General features: G+C 64.3%; 18 protein-coding genes. 4 read left to right on the top strand and 14 right to left on the bottom strand.

All coding sequences use genetic code 11. From position 1 onward, the window contains the following. Positions 1-6 precede the first annotated feature (6 nt). From NKI17_RS05605 to NKI17_RS05580, 6 genes are read right to left on the bottom strand one after another with little or no spacing between them, the layout of a single operon-like run. The gene (locus NKI17_RS05605; protein ID WP_023718174.1) at positions 7-468 is read right to left on the bottom strand and encodes a MarR family winged helix-turn-helix transcriptional regulator; all 462 of its coding nucleotides are present in this window, start codon (positions 466-468) and stop codon (positions 7-9) included. Then, positions 465-1,049, bottom strand: a complete 585-nt coding sequence (locus NKI17_RS05600; RefSeq protein WP_352568537.1) for an amino acid synthesis family protein — start codon at positions 1,047-1,049, stop codon at positions 465-467. Before NKI17_RS05600 ends, NKI17_RS05605 begins: the two co-directional genes overlap by 4 nt. Then, complete coding sequence (locus NKI17_RS05595; RefSeq protein ID WP_352568538.1) at positions 1,042-1,917, bottom strand: UPF0280 family protein; 876 nt, start codon at positions 1,915-1,917, stop codon at positions 1,042-1,044. Before NKI17_RS05595 ends, NKI17_RS05600 begins: the two co-directional genes overlap by 8 nt. Beyond that, positions 1,914-3,458 (bottom strand): hypothetical protein, encoded by a 1,545-nt coding sequence (locus tag NKI17_RS05590; RefSeq protein ID WP_023676968.1) that lies wholly within the window; start codon positions 3,456-3,458, stop codon positions 1,914-1,916. Before NKI17_RS05590 ends, NKI17_RS05595 begins: the two co-directional genes overlap by 4 nt. After that, positions 3,455-6,211 carry a molybdopterin cofactor-binding domain-containing protein gene (locus NKI17_RS05585; RefSeq protein WP_031211829.1) on the bottom strand — a complete coding sequence of 919 codons (2,757 nt, stop codon included), beginning with the start codon at positions 6,209-6,211 and terminating at the stop codon, positions 3,455-3,457. Before NKI17_RS05585 ends, NKI17_RS05590 begins: the two co-directional genes overlap by 4 nt. Further along, on the bottom strand, positions 6,211-7,071 hold the full coding sequence (locus NKI17_RS05580) for an FAD binding domain-containing protein (RefSeq protein ID WP_023676970.1): 861 nt from the start codon (positions 7,069-7,071) through the stop codon (positions 6,211-6,213). Before NKI17_RS05580 ends, NKI17_RS05585 begins: the two co-directional genes overlap by 1 nt. Before the next feature lie 272 nt (positions 7,072-7,343). Here NKI17_RS05580 and pncA point away from each other — a divergent pair, with 272 nt between their 5' ends. Together pncA and NKI17_RS05570 are read left to right on the top strand one after the other, a co-directional pair. Next, positions 7,344-7,943, top strand: coding sequence for a bifunctional nicotinamidase/pyrazinamidase (pncA, locus tag NKI17_RS05575; RefSeq protein WP_023676971.1), 600 nt, complete (start codon positions 7,344-7,346; stop codon positions 7,941-7,943). 40 nt (positions 7,944-7,983) lie between these two features. Next, on the top strand, positions 7,984-9,411 hold the full coding sequence (locus tag NKI17_RS05570) for a sodium:proton antiporter (protein ID WP_023676972.1): 1,428 nt from the start codon (positions 7,984-7,986) through the stop codon (positions 9,409-9,411). Here the strand turns inward: NKI17_RS05570 and NKI17_RS05565 are convergent, their stop codons facing one another. From NKI17_RS05565 to gcvA, 8 genes are all read right to left on the bottom strand, one after another. Further along, positions 9,412-10,131, bottom strand: a complete 720-nt coding sequence (locus tag NKI17_RS05565; protein WP_023676973.1) for an ABC transporter ATP-binding protein — start codon at positions 10,129-10,131, stop codon at positions 9,412-9,414. Continuing rightward, entirely contained in the window at positions 10,124-10,852 is a 729-nt protein-coding gene (locus tag NKI17_RS05560) for an ABC transporter ATP-binding protein (RefSeq protein WP_023676974.1), read from the bottom strand. Before NKI17_RS05560 ends, NKI17_RS05565 begins: the two co-directional genes overlap by 8 nt. After that, complete coding sequence (locus tag NKI17_RS05555; RefSeq protein WP_023676975.1) at positions 10,849-11,811, bottom strand: branched-chain amino acid ABC transporter permease; 963 nt, start codon at positions 11,809-11,811, stop codon at positions 10,849-10,851. Before NKI17_RS05555 ends, NKI17_RS05560 begins: the two co-directional genes overlap by 4 nt. Then, positions 11,808-12,689: a branched-chain amino acid ABC transporter permease gene (locus tag NKI17_RS05550; protein ID WP_352568540.1), complete on the bottom strand. Its 882-nt coding sequence runs from the start codon at positions 12,687-12,689 to the stop codon at positions 11,808-11,810. The genes NKI17_RS05555 and NKI17_RS05550 overlap by 4 nt, the downstream gene beginning before the upstream one ends. A 221-nt stretch (positions 12,690-12,910) precedes the next feature. Further along, the gene (locus NKI17_RS05545) at positions 12,911-14,215 is read right to left on the bottom strand and encodes an ABC transporter substrate-binding protein (protein WP_023676977.1); all 1,305 of its coding nucleotides are present in this window, start codon (positions 14,213-14,215) and stop codon (positions 12,911-12,913) included. 162 nt (positions 14,216-14,377) lie between these two features. Beyond that, positions 14,378-15,808 (bottom strand): hypothetical protein, encoded by a 1,431-nt coding sequence (locus NKI17_RS05540; protein WP_023676978.1) that lies wholly within the window; start codon positions 15,806-15,808, stop codon positions 14,378-14,380. Positions 15,809-15,977: 169 nt separating this feature from the next. Beyond that, positions 15,978-17,282 carry a nicotinate phosphoribosyltransferase gene (pncB, locus tag NKI17_RS05535; protein WP_023676979.1) on the bottom strand — a complete coding sequence of 435 codons (1,305 nt, stop codon included), beginning with the start codon at positions 17,280-17,282 and terminating at the stop codon, positions 15,978-15,980. 192 nt (positions 17,283-17,474) lie between these two features. Continuing rightward, positions 17,475-18,449, bottom strand: a complete 975-nt coding sequence (gene gcvA, locus NKI17_RS05530; RefSeq protein ID WP_023676980.1) for a transcriptional regulator GcvA — start codon at positions 18,447-18,449, stop codon at positions 17,475-17,477. Positions 18,450-18,632: 183 nt separating this feature from the next. Here gcvA and speB point away from each other — a divergent pair, with 183 nt between their 5' ends. Next, positions 18,633-19,694, top strand: coding sequence for an agmatinase (gene speB, locus NKI17_RS05525; RefSeq protein WP_023676981.1), 1,062 nt, complete (start codon positions 18,633-18,635; stop codon positions 19,692-19,694). 136 nt (positions 19,695-19,830) lie between these two features. Next, entirely contained in the window at positions 19,831-20,640 is an 810-nt protein-coding gene (locus NKI17_RS05520) for a transporter substrate-binding domain-containing protein (protein ID WP_352568544.1), read from the top strand. The last annotated feature ends 4 nt before the right edge of the window (positions 20,641-20,644 follow it).

Below are 20,644 nucleotides of genomic sequence, written 5' to 3'. Positions count from 1 at the left end.
AGCAGCTCAAGCCAGCTTGGCCAGTAGCTTCATGAAAATGGCCGCTTCCTTGGCGGAAAGCGGCGCCAGCGTTTCCTGCGTAATCTCACGGGCAAGCGGAATCAGCCGCTCGATCGCGTCGCGCCCCTCGGCGGTCAGATTGACCAGCAGGCGCCGTTTGTCGACTTCGTGTTTGCTAAGTTCGACAAAGCCACGCGCTTTCAGCCGGTCGATGACGCCCTTCACGGTCGCCGCATCCATGGCGATCAGGCTGCCAAGCTGGTTCTGCGAGGTCTCGCCGACGTCGCGCAATTTGGCCAAAGCGGCAAATTGCGGCGGCGTCAGATCGGCGATGTGTGCGGCGAAGATCGAGACATGGCGCTGATGCGCCTTGCGCAGGATGAAGCCGACCTGCTCCTGCAAGCGATAGTCGTTTTCGTCAGGCTCCTCGGCCTCGACCAGCTTGAGCAGATTGTCCTCGGCGCTCACCGCAGCCCATCCCATGCCTTAATGTCCTTGGCCGCCAGCCCACCCATGCGGTCGTGCACGCGCGGGCCGCAGGTCATGGCGAGGCAAAACAGGATCTCGTCGGGACGGGGGCCATCGCTGATGCCGATTTCCATGGCATCGAAATGGCTGCGCACATAGGCGGCGTTGATGTGGCCGAGCGGCACATCGAGCCGCGCGCCGAAGCCGCCGACCTTCTTCGCCGAGGGCACGATCGCCTTGGCGTCGCCGAGCCGTTCGCGCATGGCATAGCCGCCCGGCACATGCCACAGCGCGCCATGCTCCAGCTCGCCCGCCATGCCGACGATGGCGCCCTTGCCGTAACCGTCGATCTGTTTGACGTCGCCGCCCAATGCGGCAACAAGCCTGTCGGAGAGCAGCAGCCCGAGCGGCTTCAAATCCTCCATGGCGCTCTGCAGTTCCTCGACGTAACGGCCGGCGAACGGGTTCTTGACCACGGCCATGGCCGCCGCGCGGCGTCGCGGCACCTTCGCCACCGGCCCGCCTTCGTGAAAAATCTCTTCGGTCAGCACGGCGATCTTGCGGATCGGAAACTCAGGCATGAGCAATTTCCCTCTCTAAAACCTTATTGGCGAGTGCCATCGGACCTGCGATGCGTGCCTGACCGCCGAGGAAAAGCGCCGCGGCGGCAATCAGGCCGCGCCGCCGAAACTCCTCGGCACCGGCAAATCCACCTTCCAGTGCAATATCGATTTCAAGGGCGGAAAGCGGCCCCACGCCCTGCGTCACCAAACGGTCGCCGAGATCGCTGTCAGGTGCGAGATCGCGCGCCCGAACGCGCCTAACGGCCGGATGACCGGGCAGGTCGACGGCGTTGGCGATCAAGGTCGCGGCGGCATCGGCTTCAGCACCCGTTCGCGCCAGCACCGTGACCGCGTCGGCGATGCCCAGCGAAAAGGAGCGGCCGCGCCAGCCGCTTGTCGCGACACCGCGGATCCCGTCTTCGGGGCGGATCGTGAGACGATCTGCCAACCCATGACCTGTCCCGGCAATGGCAAGCGTCATCGACTGCCCGTGGCCGAGATAGATCGCGCTGTCGCCGCCATTGTTGACATAGGCGCGCTCGAGCCGGCGGCCGGCAAGCAGCGCGCCAAGCACTTCGTCGGCTACCGAGCCGGCGACGGCCGCCATCGGTGTGATGAATTGTTTCGCTAGCGGAACGACTGCCGCTTCCATGCGGCGCGCCGTCGGGCCAGCGAAAGCACGTGGCCGCGAGGCGGCCGGGCGCCGCAGTTCCGGCAACTCTTCGACCAGTTCGGGCAGGATTGTCTGGAAGCGCGCCACTGCCTGGCGATATGCGGCGCTGCATTCACTCGCCTCGCCGAATGCCTCGACGATCAGGTCGATCGGCCCATGATTGAGGTGAAGCCTCCGGCCGTCCTCGAGCCAATGCGCCTGCGGGCCGTTCATCGCCCGGCCCCGTTTGCGGCCGCGCGACGCAACTGCGCCAGCGGCGGCCAGGGATTGTCACGGGGTGCGGCCGTGCCGCGGCGCGGATTGAGATATTCGCCGCCCTTGGCCAGGATATCGTCGACGCTGCGGATTTCGCCTTCGTAGCCGCCAAGCCTGACATAATCGTCGCGGCGCATGGTGAACTCGATCGGCGCCACCAGCGCCGGGGTCGGCACATAGCCGAAGGCGCCTTCCGGGACGCGGGTGACGTCGACCATCAGCGTGATGCCGCCGCCCGGCCAGACATAGACCGGCGCGCCGCCGACCGTCACATAGGTCGTCAAGCCCTGCACCGAGCGGGTCAGATTGACCGGGTTCTCGGTGACGCCGGCGCGCAGCGAGCCGCCGGCGCCGCCGACGAAAAGCACGGTGCAGAGCGCCGGCTCGCAATTGTCCTCGATCAGTTCGACCGACTTCCGCAGCCGCTCCGGGAACGGTTTCTGGACCGGCTTCAGTTCGTCGTCGAGCTCGTAATAGGCGAATTGCTCGCCGGTGGTCGAGACCATCAGCAGCGACATGCCGGGGCGCGCACCCTTTTTGGCGTTCCATTCACCAAGGATCGACAGCGGGTCGGAAATGCTGGTGCCGCCCCAGCCGAGGCCGGGCTCCGACACCTTGAAATAACGGCCCGGCGTCGAACGGCGGCCGATGATCTTGATGCCGGTATCCTGCCAGCCAAGCACCTTGCCGGCCTGATGCTCGGAGACGACGCCGGTGATGTGGTCATCGACCACCACCACCTCGTCGACAAGGCCGCGCCATTGGGTCGCGAACATGCCTATGGTAGCCGAACCGCAGCCGACGCGCATGCGCTGCTCGAGCTTGCCGTCGATGACCGGCGGCTTGCCGGCTTCGACGATGACGGTGGCGCCGCCGTCGATGACGAGTTCAACCGGTTTGCGGTTGCACAGGGCGAGCATGGCGTCGCAGGTGGCGCGCCCTTCAGCCTTCGAGCCGCCGGTCAAATGATGTACGCCGCCCAGCGACAGCATCTGCGAGCCGTATTCGCCGGTCGTGACATGGCCGATCGCCTCGCCTTGGGCACGGACCGTCGCCGTTTCGGGGCCGATATGACGGTCGGTGTCGATCTTCACCTTGACGCCGCAATAGGAGAAGATGCCCTCGGTGACGACGGTGACCAGATCGACGCCCTCGACCTCCTGGCTGACGATGAAGGGCGCCGGCTTGTAATCGGGATAGGTGGTGCCGGCGCCGATGGCGGTGACGAAGCGGCGGCCGGTGTTGACCAGTTCGCCGTCCCATGTCTCGCCTTCTTCGGCAAAGGGTACGATTGCGGCGCCGGTCTCGGCCGCGTGGTCGAGGATGGTCAGTGGATCCATCCGCACGATCCTGCCGCCAACATTGCCGTAGCGGTCGCAGGCGCCGGTGCGGCTTTCGGCGATGTAGCACATGACCGGACAGGCATCGCAGCGGATCTTCTCGGCCACCAGCTTCTCGCCGGGATCGTGTGTCTCGAAGCGTTCGGCAAGCTCGCTCATCGGCGCGCCTCCTTGTCGAGGATGGCGGCGCGAATGCGGGTCGGCGTCGCCGGAATTTTGGTGACCAGCACACCGGTGGCGTGGCGGATGGCGTTGAGGATCGCCGGCGCCGTCGGGATCAGCACATGCTCGCCCAAACCCTTGGCGCCGAAGGGTCCTTCCGGATCCGGAACTTCTATCAGGATGGTCTCGATCGGTGGCACGTCGCCGATCGTCGGGATCAGATAGTCGTGCAGGTTTTCGGTGCGGCCGGGGATATATTCTTCCATCAGCGCCATGCCGATGCCCTGGGCGATGCCACCCTCGATCTGGCCCTCTGCCAGTAAAGGGTTGATGGCCTTGCCGATATCGTGCGCGGCGGTGATTTTTATAAGCTTCACGGTGCCGAGCCTGAGGTCGACCTCCAGTTCGGCGATCTGGGCGCCATAGCCATAGACGGCATAAGGCTTGCCTTGGCCCTTGGCATCGAGCGGCAGCGTCGGCGGGTCATAGCTTTCCTCGGCACGGAAGACAAAGCCTTCGGCGTCTGCCTTCAGCGAGGAAAGATCGATGCGGCGCGTCGCTTCGCCTTCCCCGATGCTCAGACTTGTGCCGTCCAGCGCAATCGCCGCCTTTTCCGAGACATTGGCGAAACGCAAGATCTCATCGCGCAAGGCGCGGCCGGCCTTTTCGGCGGCCTTGCCGGTGACGAAGGTCTGGCGCGAGGCCGACGTCTTGCCGGCGTCGGGGGTGATCGCCGTGTCGGCGCCTTTCAGCCGCAGCTTTTCAAGCGGAAGACCCAACGCGTCGGCGCAGATCTGCGCGATGACAGTGTTCGAACCTTGCCCGATATCGACCGCCCCCTGATGCAGGACGACTTCGCCCGATGCCGAGATGCCGACCTTGATGGTCGACGGATTGGGCAGCGAGGTGTTGCCGCAACCGTACCAGCAAGAGGCGACGCCGACGCCGCGTTTTTTTTCGCCGCTGCTACGGGCGTTGAACGCGTCGGCGTCAGTTAGGGCACGCCGCCAATGTGAGCGCAGGGCCTCGAGGCAGTCGGCGATGCCGACGCCCGACTCGAGCCGCTGGCCGGTGACTGTTTCGGATCCGTTCCGAAGGCAGTTCTTCAGGCGAAAGTCGAGCCGATCCATGCCGAGCTTGTCGGCCAGGTCGTCATAGAGGGTCTCCTGCATGATCGTCGCCTGCGGCACGCCGAAACCGCGAAAGGCGCCGGCAATCGGGCCATTGGTGTGGATGGCGCGGCCTTCGGCCCGATAGTTCGGCGTCGCATAGGGGCCGGAGGCGTGCACCGGCACGCGGTTGGCGACCGTCGGCCCCCAACTGGCATAGGCGCCGGTGTTGAAATCGCCGGCGAAGACCATGCCGGTGATGCGGCCGTCGGCATCGGCGCCGATGCTCGCTCTCATCTGAGCGGGATGGCGCTTGGTGGTCGAGATCATCGATTCGGTGCGGCTGTAGGCGAGCGCCGCCGGCCGGCCGGTTTTCATGGCGACGAGGCCGATGAGCGGTTGCAGCGAGACGTCGAGCTTGGAGCCGAAGCCGCCGCCGGTGGCGGTCGGCACGATGCGCACCTGTTCCGGGGCAAGGCCGAGCACTTTTGCCGTGTCGTCACGGTCCATATAGGGCGCCTGCGTGCAGGCGACGACGACCAGCGTGTCGCCGTCCATGAAGGCATAGCCGGCTTCCGGTTCGATATAGGCGTGCTCGACATAGGAAGTGTGGATGGCGCCGGAAACGGCGAAAGCCGCACCGGCGAGCGCGGCTTCGGGGTCGCCACGCTCCACGAAGCCGGAGGTGAGCAGGTTCGAGGGCCGGTTTTCATGGACTAGTTGCGCACCGCCGGCCTGCGCTTCGCCAGTTTCCAGAAAATGCGGCAACTCGGTCCAACTGACAGGGAAATCGGCTAGGTCGAGATCGAGGATAGCCTCGCGTTCGCCGGCGACCAGCGCCACCGCCTCACCGCGAAAGCGCGAAACCCCTTCGGCCAGCGCCGGCTGGTCGGCGAAGGGCGCGATGACGCCGAAACAATTCTTTCCCGGAATGTCGGCGGCGGTGAAGACGCCGGCAATGCCAGGACGGGATTTCACCCAGCTGCCGAGATCGCCAAAAGTGAAAGCGGCATGATAATGCGGCGAGCGGACCACCAACACCGACAATGCGTCGGCCGGGAATGAATCACCGCCGAATTTTTCGCCGCCAGTGACTTTCGGAAGGCCATCGAGGCGGATCGGGGAGGAGCCGACGGCATGGCCAGAGGATGGCATGCGCTGATCGAGACCGTCGGCGTGGCGCCAAGCATCCATCACCGCGGCGACGATCTTGCGGTAGCCGGTACAGCGGCAGAGCACGCCGCCCAGTGCATCCTGCGTTTCGGCCTCGCTCGGGCAAGGCGTCCTGTCCAGGAGTGCCGTTGCCGCGACCAGCAGGCCGGGCGTGCAGGCGCCGCATTGCGCTGCGCCATGGCTGAGGAACGAAGCCTGCAGCGCCGACAACCGGCCATTGGCGAGGCCTTCGACGGTCGTCACCACGGTGCCGGAGGCGGAAGCCGCGGGCATCAGGCAGGCGCAGACCGGCTCGCCGTCGACCAGCACCGTGCAGGCGCCGCAATCGCCGGCATCGCAGCCGATCTTGGTGCCGGTCAGCCGCAGTTCGTCGCGCAACACCGCGGACAGCCGCCGCACCGGCGGCACGCAAACGCTGACGGCGGCGCCGTTGACTTCGAAGGCGATGTCGGCGCGCTCCATGTCCATCAGGCCGCCGCCCTTTCGTCGGGAACAGCGCCCATCGCACCAAGCACGGCGCGGGCGACGATCTCGCGCGCAGCGTCCAGCCGATATTCGGCGCTGCCGCGCACGTCGCCGATCGGCGACAGCTCGTCCATCGGTGCGGATTGGATCGCAGTGGCCAGCGCGTGGCCGACGGGCCGGCCGCGTAGCGCCGCCTCGACACCCGCCAGGCGCCTGGCGACAACCGAGCAGGAACCGACGGCGACGGCCGCGTTCCTGACCCTACCATCTTCGACGGCCAGGCGTGCGGCGGCCATGGCGATGGAGATGACGAGATAACGCCGCGCGCCGAGTTTCACGAAGGCGGAGCTGCCGGCGGTCGCGGGTTTGGGAATGCGGATTGCCATGACCATTTCGCCGGGCTGCAGTGCGGTGCGACGGTTGCCGAGGATGAATTCTGCAAGGGGCAGATGCCGGGTCGCCACAGCAGAACGCAGTTCGACTTCGGCATCGAGCACCAGCAGCGGCGGCACGCCGTCGGCGGCCGGCGAGGCGTTGCAGAGATTGCCGGCAATCGAGGCAACGTTCTGGATCTGCACCGAGCCGACTTCCCGCGCCGCCTGCTTCAGCGCGTCGAAAGCCGCCGGCAGAGGATGGCGGACGAGATCGGTCCAGGTGGTGCGCGCGCCGACGAGCCAATGGTTTTCGGCTTCGGCAATGCCGCGCAATGCCACCAGGCCATTGATATCGAGGACATTGTCGCGGAAAGGCTTGCTGCCCTGTGCCGGATAGAAGTCGGTGCCGCCGGCGAGGATGCGCCATTGCCCTTCGCCCAGCAAAGCGAGGGCGTCGTCGACCGTGGTGGGTTTTGCGTAACGGATCACGCTTTGCCTTCCCAGAATGGGCTTCCCGAGAGGGGATCCTGCCGAAAGATTTTCCCGAGCATTCAAGGCAGGAAATTCATTCGTATGCAAATGATATCAAGCCGGCAGGAATTGTCAAAGCCAGAGTTTGCACGGCTGTTGGCACCGGTGCACCCGGAACGCATTTGTTATGCCATGAGAGGTTGACGCAGCCGGCCATCTGGTCAAGTTTCTGCGTCCGGTCGCGTTTTCATTGGAGCCTAAGCTCAAGACCAAGAAAATAAGGAGGCTCCATGGCCGACGAAGCGCTTGTCGTTATCGACCTGCAGAACGATTTCTGCCCGGGTGGCGCCCTTGAAGTGGCCGGTGGCGACGAAATCGTGCCGTTGGTCAATGACCTGATCCGGCGGACCGAGCACGTCCTGCTGACGCAGGACTGGCACCCTGCCGGCCATTCGAGCTTTGCCTCCAGCCACCCCGGCAAGCACCCGTTCGAAACGATCGACGTGCCTTATGGCCACCAGACGCTGTGGCCGGATCACTGCATCCAGGGCAGCCTGGGATCGGATTTCCATTCGGGCCTCGCCTGGAGCAAGGCCGAGCTGGTGATCCGCAAGGGGTTCCGTCCTGCGATCGACAGCTATTCCGCATTCTTCGAGAACGACCGGACGACGCCGACCGGCCTTGCCGGCTATCTCCGGGATCGGAACATCGAGACGCTGACCCTGGTCGGCCTGGCGACGGATTTCTGCGTCGCCTTTTCGGCGCTCGACGCAGTCAAGCTCGGTTTTGAGACGTCCGTGCGGCTCGACGCCTGCCGCGGCATCGATCTCAACGGCTCCGTGGAGAGGATGCTGGGCCGGATGCGCGATGCCGGCGTGACACTGATTTGAACGTCATCCACCCGAACCTGACAGACTTTTGAGGGGCTTCATGCGGTTTGCGGCGTTGACGGCAAGTGCTGCACTTATTGCAGCAATCTTTTCTCCGAGAGCGGTTCTCGCGGCCGAAGCGCACGAATTGCCGGGCGCCGCCATGTCGCTTTGGTGGGTGCTGCCGTTTGCCGGGCTATTGCTTTGCATCGCGACCGGCCCGCTGCTGTTCCATCATGCTTGGGAGCACCATTACGGCAAGATCGCTGCCTTCTGGGCAGCGTTGGTGATCGGGCCGCTGGCCATCGCCTTCGGCATCCCGTCCGCCACGCAGGCGGTGCTGCATGCGCTGCTCACCGAATACATGTCGTTCATCATCCTGCTGTTTGCGCTGTTCACCATTTCGGGCGGTATCTTCGTTGCCGGCAACATACACGGCACGCCGCTGGTCAATGCCGGGCTGTTGCTGGGAGGGGCGCTGCTTGCCTCGATCATTGGCACAACCGGCGCCTCGATGATCCTGATCCGGCCGCTCATCCGCGCCAACGACAACCGGCGCTTCAACGCCCATGTCGTCATCTTTTTCATCTTCCTGGTTTCCAACATCGGCGGGTCGCTAACGCCGCTGGGCGATCCGCCGCTGTTCGTCGGCTTTCTGCGCGGCGTCGATTTCTTCTGGACGACAGTTCACCTGCTGCCCGAGACGCTGTTCGTCGCCGGCGTGGTGCTGGCTGTTTTCCTGGCGATCGACATCATCATGCATCGCCGGGAGGAAGGCGCGCCGAAGATCAAGGATCCGACGCCCGACAGCAAGGTGCGCATTCGCGGCCTGGCCAACATCCCGCTGCTGGCCGGCGTAATCGCCGCGATCCTGATTTCCGCTGCCTGGAAGCCGGGAGTGAGTTTCTCTTTTCAGGGCGTCAGCCTCGAGCTGCAGAATCTGGTGCGCGACGCCGCCATCCTGATACTGGCCTTCACTTCGCTTGTCGTCTCGCCGAAGGAGTTTCGCGGCGCAAACGCCTTCAACTGGGGGCCGATTGCCGAGGTGGCGAAGCTGTTCGCCAGCATCTTCATCTGCATCGTGCCGGTCGTCGCCATATTGCGGGCCGGGCTCGACGGCGCGCTGGCGCCGTTGGTGCTGCTGGTCAGTTCGCCGACCGGCGCGCCGGACAACCTTGCCTATTTCTGGCTGACCGGAGCGCTGTCGTCCTTCCTCGACAATGCGCCGACCTATCTGGTGTTCTTCGAGCTGGCTGGCGGCGATGCGCAGCATCTGATGACCGAGTTCGCCTCGACGCTGGCGGCGATCTCGGCAGGCGCGGTGTTCATGGGCGCCAACACCTATGTCGGCAATGCGCCGAATTTCATGGTCTATGCCATTGCCAGGCATCGCGGCATCAAGATGCCGAGCTTCTTTGGCTATATGGCATGGTCGGGCGCGGTGCTGATCCCGACATTCCTGCTTGCCGGCTTGCTGTTCTTTGCCTGATCATCCGACGCCGACATAGCGACGGACCGCCGAGGGATCGGCACGCAGCTCCTCAACGTCGACCGTCTCGCGGTTGCGGCCGTTTTCGATGAAACAAACGCGGTCTGCGACCGAGAGCACGGCATCGACGCGCTGCTCGACAAGAATTGTCGACACGCCAAGCGCACGCAGCTTCGACACCGTTTCGCGGATCTTGGCGATCATCGACGGCATCAGCCCTTCGGTCGGCTCGTCGAGCAGAAGCACCTGTGGTTCCAGGCACAGGGCGCGGGCCATGGCCAGCATCTGCTGCTCACCGCCGGACAGCGTGCCGGAACGCTGCCTGAGGCGCTGGCGCAGCAGCGGAAAAAGATCGAGCACGTTTTCGCGCGTCGCCTTGCCCTTGTTGCGGGCCATCAGGCCGATCTCGATGTTTTCAGCCACCGTCATCTCGGCGAACAGCCGCCGGCCCTGCGGCACGTAGGCGAGGCCGGCCTTGGGCACCTCGTGCGCCGGCAAGCCGGTCAATTCCCGCCCTTCGAGCCGGATCGAGCCTGAGCTTACCGGCACCAGGCCCATGATTGCCTTCAGCGTCGTCGTCTTGCCGGCGCCGTTGCGGCCGAACAGGCAGAGCACTTCGCCCTCGTTCAAGACAAGATCGAGGCCATAGAGCACCTGGACCTCGCCATAGAAGCAGTCGACCCCGGAGATCGTCAGTGCCTTGGACTGGGCCTCAGCCATGGGTCGTCCCCAGATAGGCGTCCTGCACCGCGGCATTGGCGCGGATCTGCTCGGGCGTGCCTTCAGCCAAAATCCTGCCGGCGTTGAAGACGGTGATGCGGTCGGCGAGCCGCATGACCACCGGCATGTTGTGCTCGATCAAAAGCACGGTGGCGCTATCGGCGATCTCGCGCACCAGCTCGATGAAATTATCGATCTCGCTGTCGGCCAGCCCTTGCGTCGGTTCGTCGAGGATCAGCAGCCGCGGCTTCAGTGCCAGTCCCATCGCCACTTCCAGCAACCGCTGGTGACCGTAGGACAGCTGCCCGGCCGGCATGTCGGCGCGGTCGGCAAGGCCGGTACGCTCGAGCGCGGCCATGACGCCGGTGTGAACCGCGCCCTTCGAGCGGCCGTCGGTCAGCGTGCGCTGCACCGGCAGGGCAACATTGTCGTAGGCGCTGAGATTGGCAAAGACGCTGGTGATCTGGAAAGTGTAGGCGACGCCAAGGCGAACCCTGGCGTAGGCCGGCAGATTGGTGATGTCCGCGCCGTCGAAGACGATCATGCCCGACGAGGGCTGGATACGGCCGCTGACCAGGCTGACGAAGGTGGTCTTGCCGGCACCGTTGGGGCCGATGACAGCGCGGATCTCGCCCGGCATCAGCGCGAAGTCGACGCCGTCGACGGCGCGCAAGCCGCCGAAACTGCGCGACAGGCCTTTGGTGGTGAGCAGCGGCATCATGGCAACCACCCGAGCCAGCGCTGGCGGATGCTGCCGAGAATGCCTCTCGGGAAGAACAGCACCAGCAGGATGAGCGCTATGCCGACGATCAGCAGATAGGCCGAGGTGTAGCCGCTGGCGACATCGATGACATAATACATGAACAGCGTGCCGATCAGCGGACCGAGCGTGGTAGCGGCACCGCCCAGCAGCACCCAGAGCAGCGGCAGGATGGAATATTGCACCGAAGCGAAGCTCGAGCCGACATAGCCGAACAGCAGCGCATAGGCCGCGCCGGAAGCCGCGCAGATGCTGCCTGAGATGACGACGGCGGCGAGCTTGTTGGAAAATGTATCATAGCCAAGCATTTTGGTCCGCTCTTCGTTCTCGCGGATGGCGACCAGCACGCGACCGTAGCCGGAGCGGACTATCGCCAGGCTTATGAGCAGCACGATCGAGAACAGTGCCAGCGCGCTCATATAGCGCACGGTCGGGTTGGTGAGGTCGAGCGACGTGCTGCCCAGGACAAGGACACGCATCGGCTGCGGCACGACCATGCCCTGGTCGCCACCGGTCCAGGCAGCGAAATAGAGGATGACGAGATAGAATACCTGCGCGAACATCATAGTGACGATCATGAAGGCGACGCCGGAGGTGCGCAGCGCCAGCAGCCCGATCACCAGCGCGAGAAGCGCGCCGCAGGCAAGCCCGGCTGCGAAGGCGGCCGGCACGCTCCAGCCGAGATGGATGACGGCAAGGCCGGCGCCATAGAGCCCGGCTGAAAAGAACATGGCATGGCCGAGGCTAAGCAGCCCGACATAGCCGAACAGCAGATTGTAGCCCATGGCGAAGACCGCCAGCACCATGATGCGGGCGAGCAGGCCGTGATGGTATTCCGGCAGGACGAAGCTAAGCCCGAAAAGCAGGGCGATGACGCCGAGGTGCAGCGCATATGGCTTTGCCGGCGAAGCATCCTTCATCGCGATGTCGTCCCGAACAGGCCCTGCGGCCGGAACACCAGCACCATGGCGACGAGCAAGGTGGCGATGATCTTGGCCAGCGTCGGTGAGAAGAACACCGAGATGATGCCGTCGGAAAGGCCGATCAGCACCGCGGCGACGACCGTGCCTCGCAGCGAGCCGAGGCCGCCGATGATGACGACGATGAACGACAGCAACAGCGGGTCCTGTCCCATCAGATAGTGGGCCTGGCTGATCGGCACGATCAGCACCGCGGCGACAGCAGCCAGCATGGCGCCGAGCGCGAAAACACCGGCATAGACTCTCGTCACCGGGATGCCGAAGGCCTGCGCCGTCTCGCTGTCATATTGCGTGGCGCGCATGACGAGGCCGATTTTCGTGCGCGTCAGCACCAGCCAGGTCGCGACCAGCAGCAGCGCCGACGCGGCGATGATCGACAGCTTGTAGCCGGAATAGCCGAACCACGGCAGGAGGATGCGGTAGCTGAACGGCGGCTCCACCGGCCGCGCCTCCGGGCCGTAGAAGGTCAGCGCCAATTGCTGGATGATGTAGAGCATGCCGATGGTGGCGACGATGGTGGCTTCCGGATTGTAGTTGAGCCGGCGCAGCACCAGCCGTTCGGCGACCAGCGCGATCAGGCCGACGATCAGCGGCGCCAGCACCAGGGCGGCCAGGAAGCCGAGCGCCGGATGGCCGGATATCGCCGTAGAGATCGCCCAGGCAAGCACCGCGCCGAGCATGAAAAACTCGCCATGCGCGACATTGACGACGCGCATGACGCCGAACACCAGCGACAGGCCAAGCGCCGTCAGCGCCAGCACGGCGGAGGTGACGAGGCCTTCGAGGGCGGCGAGGAGCAGGTGGGGTCCGAAGTGCATCGGTTACACACCCATCGCAGGTGCGAGGCGCACCCCCCTCTGTCCTGCCGGACATCTCCCCCTCAAGGGGGGAGATTGGCAGTTCCCGCGAAGGCGGCCACCTACCGGCCTTTGCGATTGGCGAAAGCGCTGGTGACAGCCAATCTCCCCCCTTGAGGGGGAGATGTCCGGCAGGACAGAGGGGGGTGGGCCGAAGCGCACTGTGCTTAATGAAACCAAGCTCACAGCGTCTGCGTCGTGTAATCCCCCTCAGGCTCATAGAGGCCGTCCTCGATCTTGGTCTTGTGGACGACATTCAGCCGGCCGCCTTCGACCTTGGAGATGTTCTGGATACCAAAGCACTGGTGGATCTTGCCGTTGAAGGTTTTCGGTCCCTGCGGATGCTCGGGCCCCTCGGCGAACTCGGTCAACGCCTCGGTCGCCTCGACCAGCTTGGCGCGGTCTTCCGGGCCCTTGTAGCCGGCATCCTCCATCGCCTTCTTGACGACGTAGAGCGTTTCCCAGCAGCCGAACATGTGCGCGGCGGTGGAGACGTCCTTGGGGTCGCCGACGGCGGCACCATTGTCATCGATGCCGACGGCGGCGCGGTAGGCCTTCTGTGCGGGGGAATCATCGGGCTGCGCGTAGCGCGGCGAGCCTTCCCAGAAATGGCTACCGTCGAGGAATTCGAGGCCGGGGCTGTTGATGTCGGTGGCTTCGAGCGAATCGATGAAGCCGAACAATTGCGGCCGATTGGAGCCGTAGAACTCGCCGAGCTCCTTGACGAAGGTGAGCACCGCCGGGCCGACCATGACGTGGTAGATCACCTCGGTCTCCGCGGGGATCTGCGGGAAATATTTGGTGAAGGAGGATTCCGTCGGCGGAATCGCGATCTGCGCAATGACCTCGGCGCCTTGCGCCTTCAGCGCCGGCGGCAGGTAGTCGCGATGGTCATAGCCGAAAGCGAAATCGGGGAAGATCTGCGTCACCTTCTTGCCGGCATTGGCGGCAATCCACGGTGCCATCGACTGGATCTGGCTCTTCACATCGGTGATGCCGGGCTGGAAGATGTAGCGGTTCAATTTGGTCGAGGCGACGTGGTGGCCTTCGCTGACAACGAAATAGGGCATCTTGGCCTCGCCGGCGGCCGGCGCCGAGCCGATGACGACATGCGAAAACAGCGTGCCGTAGACGATGTCGGTCTTGTGCTGGGAGGCGAACTTGCCGACGACTTCGGCGCCCCGGCCGGGATCGGTGCCGTCATCCTCGATGATCACGTCGACCGGCCGGCCGTTGATGCCGCCGGAATCGTTGATCGCCTTGACGGCAGCCGCTGTGGTCTTCTCGTACCAGCGGCCATAGGCGGCGCCGATGCCGGTGCGGTGCGACTGGAAGCCGATCTTGATCGGCGCCGAGCTCTGCGCCTGGCTGTAACGCACGAAACCCGGCGCGACGGCAAGACCGGCGCCGGCGGCAAGGCCCTTCAGCGCCGTGCGGCGGGTGAGAGCGGATCTGGAGAGATCGAAAAACCCATTCTTGTCAGTCACGGCAGTTCCCCTTGTTTTTGAGCTTTGACCAATGGCTGTAGCAGGCAGGCCACTCTTGTTAAGAGGGGCGAAAATTGCATGTGTACAAACTAAATCACCAAAGCTCTGACGTGGCAAGCGAGCTTTCCCCAAGGTTCGATTGACGGGCATCGCACACCTCGTTCATCCGGCGCTCGGCGTCGCAAGCAGCCATAGGCCGAGGACGGTGTAGGCGATCATCAGCACGGTGAGCGGGAACTGGCTGAGCGCGGCGCGAGCCGGAATGGCGTGCAGCCGCCAGGCCAAGCCATGGGCGACAAGCACAGCAAGCATGTGGCCGGCTATGATGACGCCGGCCTGGAGGTTCCACAGCCACCACGCCGAACCGGCACCGGCGACGACGCCGGCTTCAATTGACATGTCGGCGGTACCGAACAGGTTCCAGCCCAGCGCAAACGGGTCGGAGAGAGCGGCAATCGCATATTGGCCGTCGACCAGCAGCGCCGTCAGATAATGCGCGAAGTGGTAGGCGAGCGCGATCGGTACGATCGACCAGACCAAAAGCCCGGCGGCGTGACCGAGCGAATGCTTGCTGCCGGCAAGGTTCTGGCCAAGAAAGACGGCGAGCTCGAACACGGCCGCAAGCACGGCAAAGGTCATCACAAGGCCGAAGCTGCCGATGCCGATCAAAGCGGTGCGTCCCGGAAATTCCACCGGATTGATGCCGAACCAGCCTAGCCAGAAGAAGGTTTTCGACAGGCCGTCGAAGGACACCGACGACAGCGCAAGCAGCAGGAAAGCGACGCCGCTGAGCGGTAGCGGCGCGGCAGCGAGCAGCTTGGCGCCCGGCCAGCAGAGTTTTAGCCGGCCGTCTGCAATACGTTCGACGATGGCGAAGCGCGCCACCATGGAAAAGAACACGGTCAGGAACTCACCGCGCAGGGTCCAGTCGCGGTAGCCGAAGACCTGCATGGCGGCGAAGCTCAGCAGCCAGTAGAGGCCGGCGGCCCAGGCCAGCCGCGCCGGATCGTCGGGCGCAGGGTCGATCAGCTCGAACCAGGCGAAGGCGAAGAACAGCAGGAAAGCCGGCCAATAGCCGAGCCGTTGGGGGAGCAGATACGGCTGCGTTCTGCCGGACAGGCGCGAGGCGACGCGGCATGGCCCGTACCAGGGATTGAGCCACGACCAGAGATCGCCGGCGAGCCCCTGCAACAGAGCCAGGCCAACCCAGAGAAGCGTCCATACGGTCAGCGGCATCGGATTGGAAAGCGGATCGCGGCTGCCGAACAGGCCGGCGGCAATCAGAATTGCAAAGCCGGCAAAGGATACCAGGCTGACGGCAGTCCGCGCGGTGTCACCGAAGGTGAACAGCGGCAGGCGTTTGCGCCAGAAGCGGTCGAGGGAGTCCGGCGGCAGTAGCGCCAGGACAAGGAAACTGGCGGCAACCGCGAGCGCGCCGCCGGCAAGGTAGTAGCGGGTGGGAAGGAGCAGGACGTGGCCGCGGTCGGAGGCGTGGGCGAAGGCGGGCGTGGGCAAGAATGCAAAGGCAACAATGACGAGAGCTAAACTGTAACGACGGCGCTCTACGGCGCCCCCCTCTGTCCTGCCGGACATCTCCCCCACTTGGGGGGAGATCGGCGGTTCCGCCGTCGGCTCTCCTTCTGCAACTTTAGCGATTGGCGAAAGCAGCAATGAGGGCGCAATCTCCCCCCTCGTGGGGGAGATGTCCGGCAGGACAGAGGGGGGCGCGAAGGAACTCATACTACGCAAGAGTTCCCCTACCTCACACCTTCACCAACTGCTCCACGCGGTCCTTCTGGCCGAAGATGCGCAAATAGCGCTCGATCTCTTTCTCGTCGCCTGTCGACTTGGCCGGATTGTCGGAAAGTTTGACCGCCGGCCTGCCGTTGGCTTCGGTGACCTTGCAGACCAGCGAGATGGCGTCTAGCCGGTTGGTCTCGGTCGGCGCGCAGCCCTCGAAATCGTTGGTCAGGTTGGTGCCCCAGCCGAAGGACATGCGCACCTTGCCGCGGAAGTGGCGGTAGGTTTCCTCGATGGTCTCGACCTCCAGCCCATCCGAGAAGATGAGCAGCTTCTGCTTGGGGTCCTTGCCCTTTTCGCGCCACCAGGAAATGATTTTCTCACCGCCTTCGATCGGCGGCGCGCTATCGGGGCGGAAGCCGGTCCAGTCGGCGACCCAGTCCGGTGCATCGCGCAGGAACGCCGCGGTGCCGAAGGTGTCCGGCAGTACGATCAGCAGGTTGCCGCCGTAGTAGCGCTGCCAGTCCTGCAGCACGTTGTAGGGCGACTGTTTCAATTCCTTTTCCGAATTGGTGAGCGCGGCGAACACCATCGGCAGTTCATGCGCATTGGTGCCGAGCGCCTCGAGATCGTTGTCCATGGCGAGCAGCACGTTGGAGGTGCCAGTGAAGGCCTCGCCGATGCCCTCCTTCAACGCTTCGACGCACCAGCGCTGCCACAGGAAAGAATGACGGCGGCGGGTGCCGAAATCCGAGATGCGGATGCCGGGCAGCGCCTTCAGCCGCTCGGTCTTGGCCCACATCTTGGCCTTGGCGCGGGCATAGAGCACGTCGAGCGCGAACGGCCCGAACGCCCGCATGGCCGCGCGAGATCGAAGTTCATTGATAATTGCCAGCGCCGGGATCTCCCACAGCGTCGTGTACATCCACGGGCCGCTGAAGACGAGTTCGTATTGGCCGTCGCGCTTGGAAAGCTCGTATTCGGGCAGCCGGAAATTTTCCAGCCAGGCGAGGAATTCCGGTTCGAATATCTGCTTGCGGCCATAGAAGGTGTTGCCGCCGAGCCAGATCATCTCTTTCTTAGAGAAGCGCAAGGTGCGGGCATGGTCGAGCTGCTCGCGCAGCTCCGTCTCATCGATCTCCTCGGCAAGGCGGACCGAGGTGGTGCGGTTGATCAGCGAGAAGGTGGCGTCGACCTTGGGATACATGCCCCAGATCATCTGCAGCATCAGAAGCTTGTAGAAATCGGTGTCGAGCAAGCTGCGGACGATCGGGTCGAGCTTCCAGGTGTGATTGTAGACGCGCCGCGCTATATCGGTCTTTGCCATCGCTCAATGCGCCTTCGCTGCTCGCTCTAGCTTTTGTCTAGCGCAATTCCGGACGGAAAACCGCTGCGCACTTTTCCTGGAATTGCTCCAAATGCCTCTTAGCATCGAATTTTTGAACGCGCCTCCCGCTTTGCGGGCTGGCCCGACAAAAAGAAGCCGCTGCGGCAAGCGGCGCCTACGGCAGTTTCGGCCTCAGGATGCGGTCTTGGCGCCGACCACCTTGAGCGCTGGACGCTTGCGGCGAATGCCGATGCGGCCTGCCACCGGCGCGTCGGCGCGGCGGTCGGCCTGCTCTTTCTCGGCAAACAGCCAGTCGATGAACAATTGCACGATCGGCGCCGACCGCATCTCGTTGCGGCAGACGACGTAGAAATCGTCGACGGCCGGCACGGAAAGACTGAACGGGGCGACAAGCAGGCCCCTGGCGAGCAGTCCGCTTGCCGTCACCGTATCGCCGAGCGCCACGCCATGGCCGTGGACAGCCGCCTCGGTCGCCATGCGCGCATCGCCGAGATGATGGCGGCGGCCGCGCTCCAGGTCCAGCGCGTCGGCGGCGGCCAGCCAGGTATGCCATTCGCGGCCGTCGTCGCCATGCAGGAAGACGTGATCGGCGAGGTCGCGGACGGTGCGGATCGGGCGGTTGTTGATCAGCGTCGGGCTGACCACCGGGAACAGTTCGAGGCCCGACCATTTGCGCATCCAGCAGTCGGTCCAGCTGCCGTCACCATAGTGCACGCAGACATCGATATGCGGTGCGCGGACGTCCTTGGCATCATTGGATGGGATCAGCGTCAGCCTGATATCCGGATATTGCGAGGTGAAGCTGCCCAGCCGCGGGATCATCCACAGCAACAGTAGCGCCGGCACGCAGGATACAGAGAGAACGCCGGTGCTGGCCGGCCTCGTCATGCGCTGCGTGGCGGCGGCAATGCCGTCGAAGGCGGTCGACACCGCCGGAAGCAACTCGGCGCCGTGTGGCGTCAGCTTCACCCGCTGACCGGCACGCTCGAACAGCTTGACACCCAACGATTGCTCGAGCGCCTTGATCTGATGGCTGATGGCGCCGTGGGTGACGTTGAGCTCAGCCGCCGCCTTGCTCAGCGAGGCGTGGCGCGCCGTCGCCTCGAAGGCGCGCAGCGGGTTGAGCGGTGGCAAACGCTTGGCCATTTGGACCCTAGGCTCTGTGAGATTTTCTCACAGATAACACACTAACAATATCAATTGATTTTTCAATGCAGCTACGGGACACTTTGCCTAGGCATTGCATCACGACGTGAAATCTGCAGGCAGCCGACGGCTGCGGCTATCGGGGCCGCTGTCCGCGCGCCGCACCAGCCATGGAGGACCGACATGGGTTACGACCGCGGCAAGCTCGAAGCGTTGCGCCGCAAATACGGCGAGAGCCATGGCGGCGAAATGTTCGACCCGAAATTCCAGCGTGTCGCCGACAAGATCTTCTCCAAGACCGGCACGCGACTGGCGCCCTATTCCGGCATCCCGACCTTCCTCGCGGCGCCCTATCGTGAAATCGCCGCCGACAATCCGGATTTCGGCGATCTGCAGGTGGCGATGATCGGTGTGCCGATGGATCTGGGCGTCACCAACCGGCCGGGCGCCCGTTTCGGGCCAAGGGCGCTGCGCGCCATCGAGCGCATCGGCCCCTACAACCATGTGCTGGAATGCGCGCCGACGCATGAGCTGAAGGTCGCCGACATCGGCGACGTGCCGTTCCAGAGCCGCTACCGGCTGGAGACCAGCCATGACGACATCGAACGCCGCACCAACCAGATCGTCGACGCCGGCGTCCTGCCCTTGTCTGTCGGCGGCGACCATTCGATCAGCCACCCGATCCTGAAGGCTGTCGGCAAGAGGGCGCCGGTGGGCATGATCCATATCGACGCGCACTGCGATACCAGCGGCCTGTTCGACATGACCAAGTTCCACCATGGCGGGCCGTTCCGCAACGCGGTGCTGGACGGCGTGCTCGACCCGAGCCGCACTATCCAGATCGGCATTCGCGGCTCGGCCGAGTATCTGTGGGAGTTCACTTATGAGTCCGGCATGACCGTCGTGCATGCCGAAGAGGTGACCGGCCTCGGCATTCCCGCCATTATCGAGAAGGCGCGCAGGATAGTCGGCGACGGCCCGACCTATGTCTCCTTCGACATCGACAGCATCGATCCGGCCTTCGCACCGGGCACCGGCACGCCGGAGGTCGGCGGGCTGACGACGCGCGAAGTGCTCGAGCTGCTGCGCGGCCTGAAGGGACTCAACATCGTCGGCGGCGACGTGGTCGAGGTGGCACCGCAGTACGACGCGACCACCAACACGGCGCACGCCGGCGCGCAGGTGCTGTTCGAGATCCTCAGCCTGATGGTCTTCAGCCCGGCAATCACCGGCAAGGCGGGCTGACACGCTCGACCATGATCCCGAAAGTGGGAACCGGTTTTCGGAGAAGATCATGGTCCACTAGAGAATCCAAAGGCGACCGCCGCGCTGGAGCCGGCGGTTGCACTCAAACAAACAAGCTTCCAGCAGGGGAATGACAATGACACTTCACATGAAACTCAAATCGTCCATCGCCGCCGTGCTGATGCTCGGCGCGACCGGTTTTGCTTTCACGACGCAGGCCGTCAATGCCGACGCGATCGACGACATAGCCAAGGCCGGCGCCATCAATGTCGGCATCTTTTCCGACTTCCCGCCCTTCTCCTCGGCCAGCGCCGACATGAGCATCAAGGGCTACGACATCGACGTGGCGCAATCCATCGCCGACCAGCTCAAGGTCAAGCTCAATCTGGTCAGCGTGACCGGCCAGAACCGCATCCCGTACCTTACCGACAAGCGCGTCGACCTGCTGATGAGCGTCGGCTATTCCAAGGAGCGTGAGCAGGTGATCGATTTCGCCGCCGCCTACGCGCCCTATTACATCGCCGTCATCGGCCCGGCAGCTCTTGCGGTCAAAGGCAAGGAAGACCTCGCCGACAAGTCGATCGCCGTCAATCGCGGCACGCTGGAGGATACCTCGCTGACCGAGGCGGCACCGGCCTCGGCCGACATCCGCCGTTTCGACAACTACAATTCCGTCATCCAGGCCTTCATTTCGGGTCAGACCCAACTGATGGTGGTCGGCAACGATGTCGGCGCCCAGGTGCTCGCCCGGCAGGAGGAACTGAAGCCGGAGCAGAAATTCCAGCTTCTCACCTCGCCCTCGCATATCGGCCTCAACAAGAAGGAAGACCGCCTCAAACAAGCGGTCAACGATGCGGTTGCCAAGATGCTGGCCGACGGCAGACTGGACGAAAGCTCGAAAGCCTGGCTGAAGACGCCGCTCGATCCCGCCAATCTCAAGGATTGATGGC

It is taken from the genome of Mesorhizobium sp. M0816, from assembly GCF_040320005.1.
In the GTDB taxonomy this organism is placed as follows: Bacteria; Pseudomonadota; Alphaproteobacteria; order Rhizobiales; family Rhizobiaceae; genus Mesorhizobium.
Note: the sequence above shows the minus strand (reverse complement) of the source record. Positions and strands in the feature narration are given on the sequence as shown.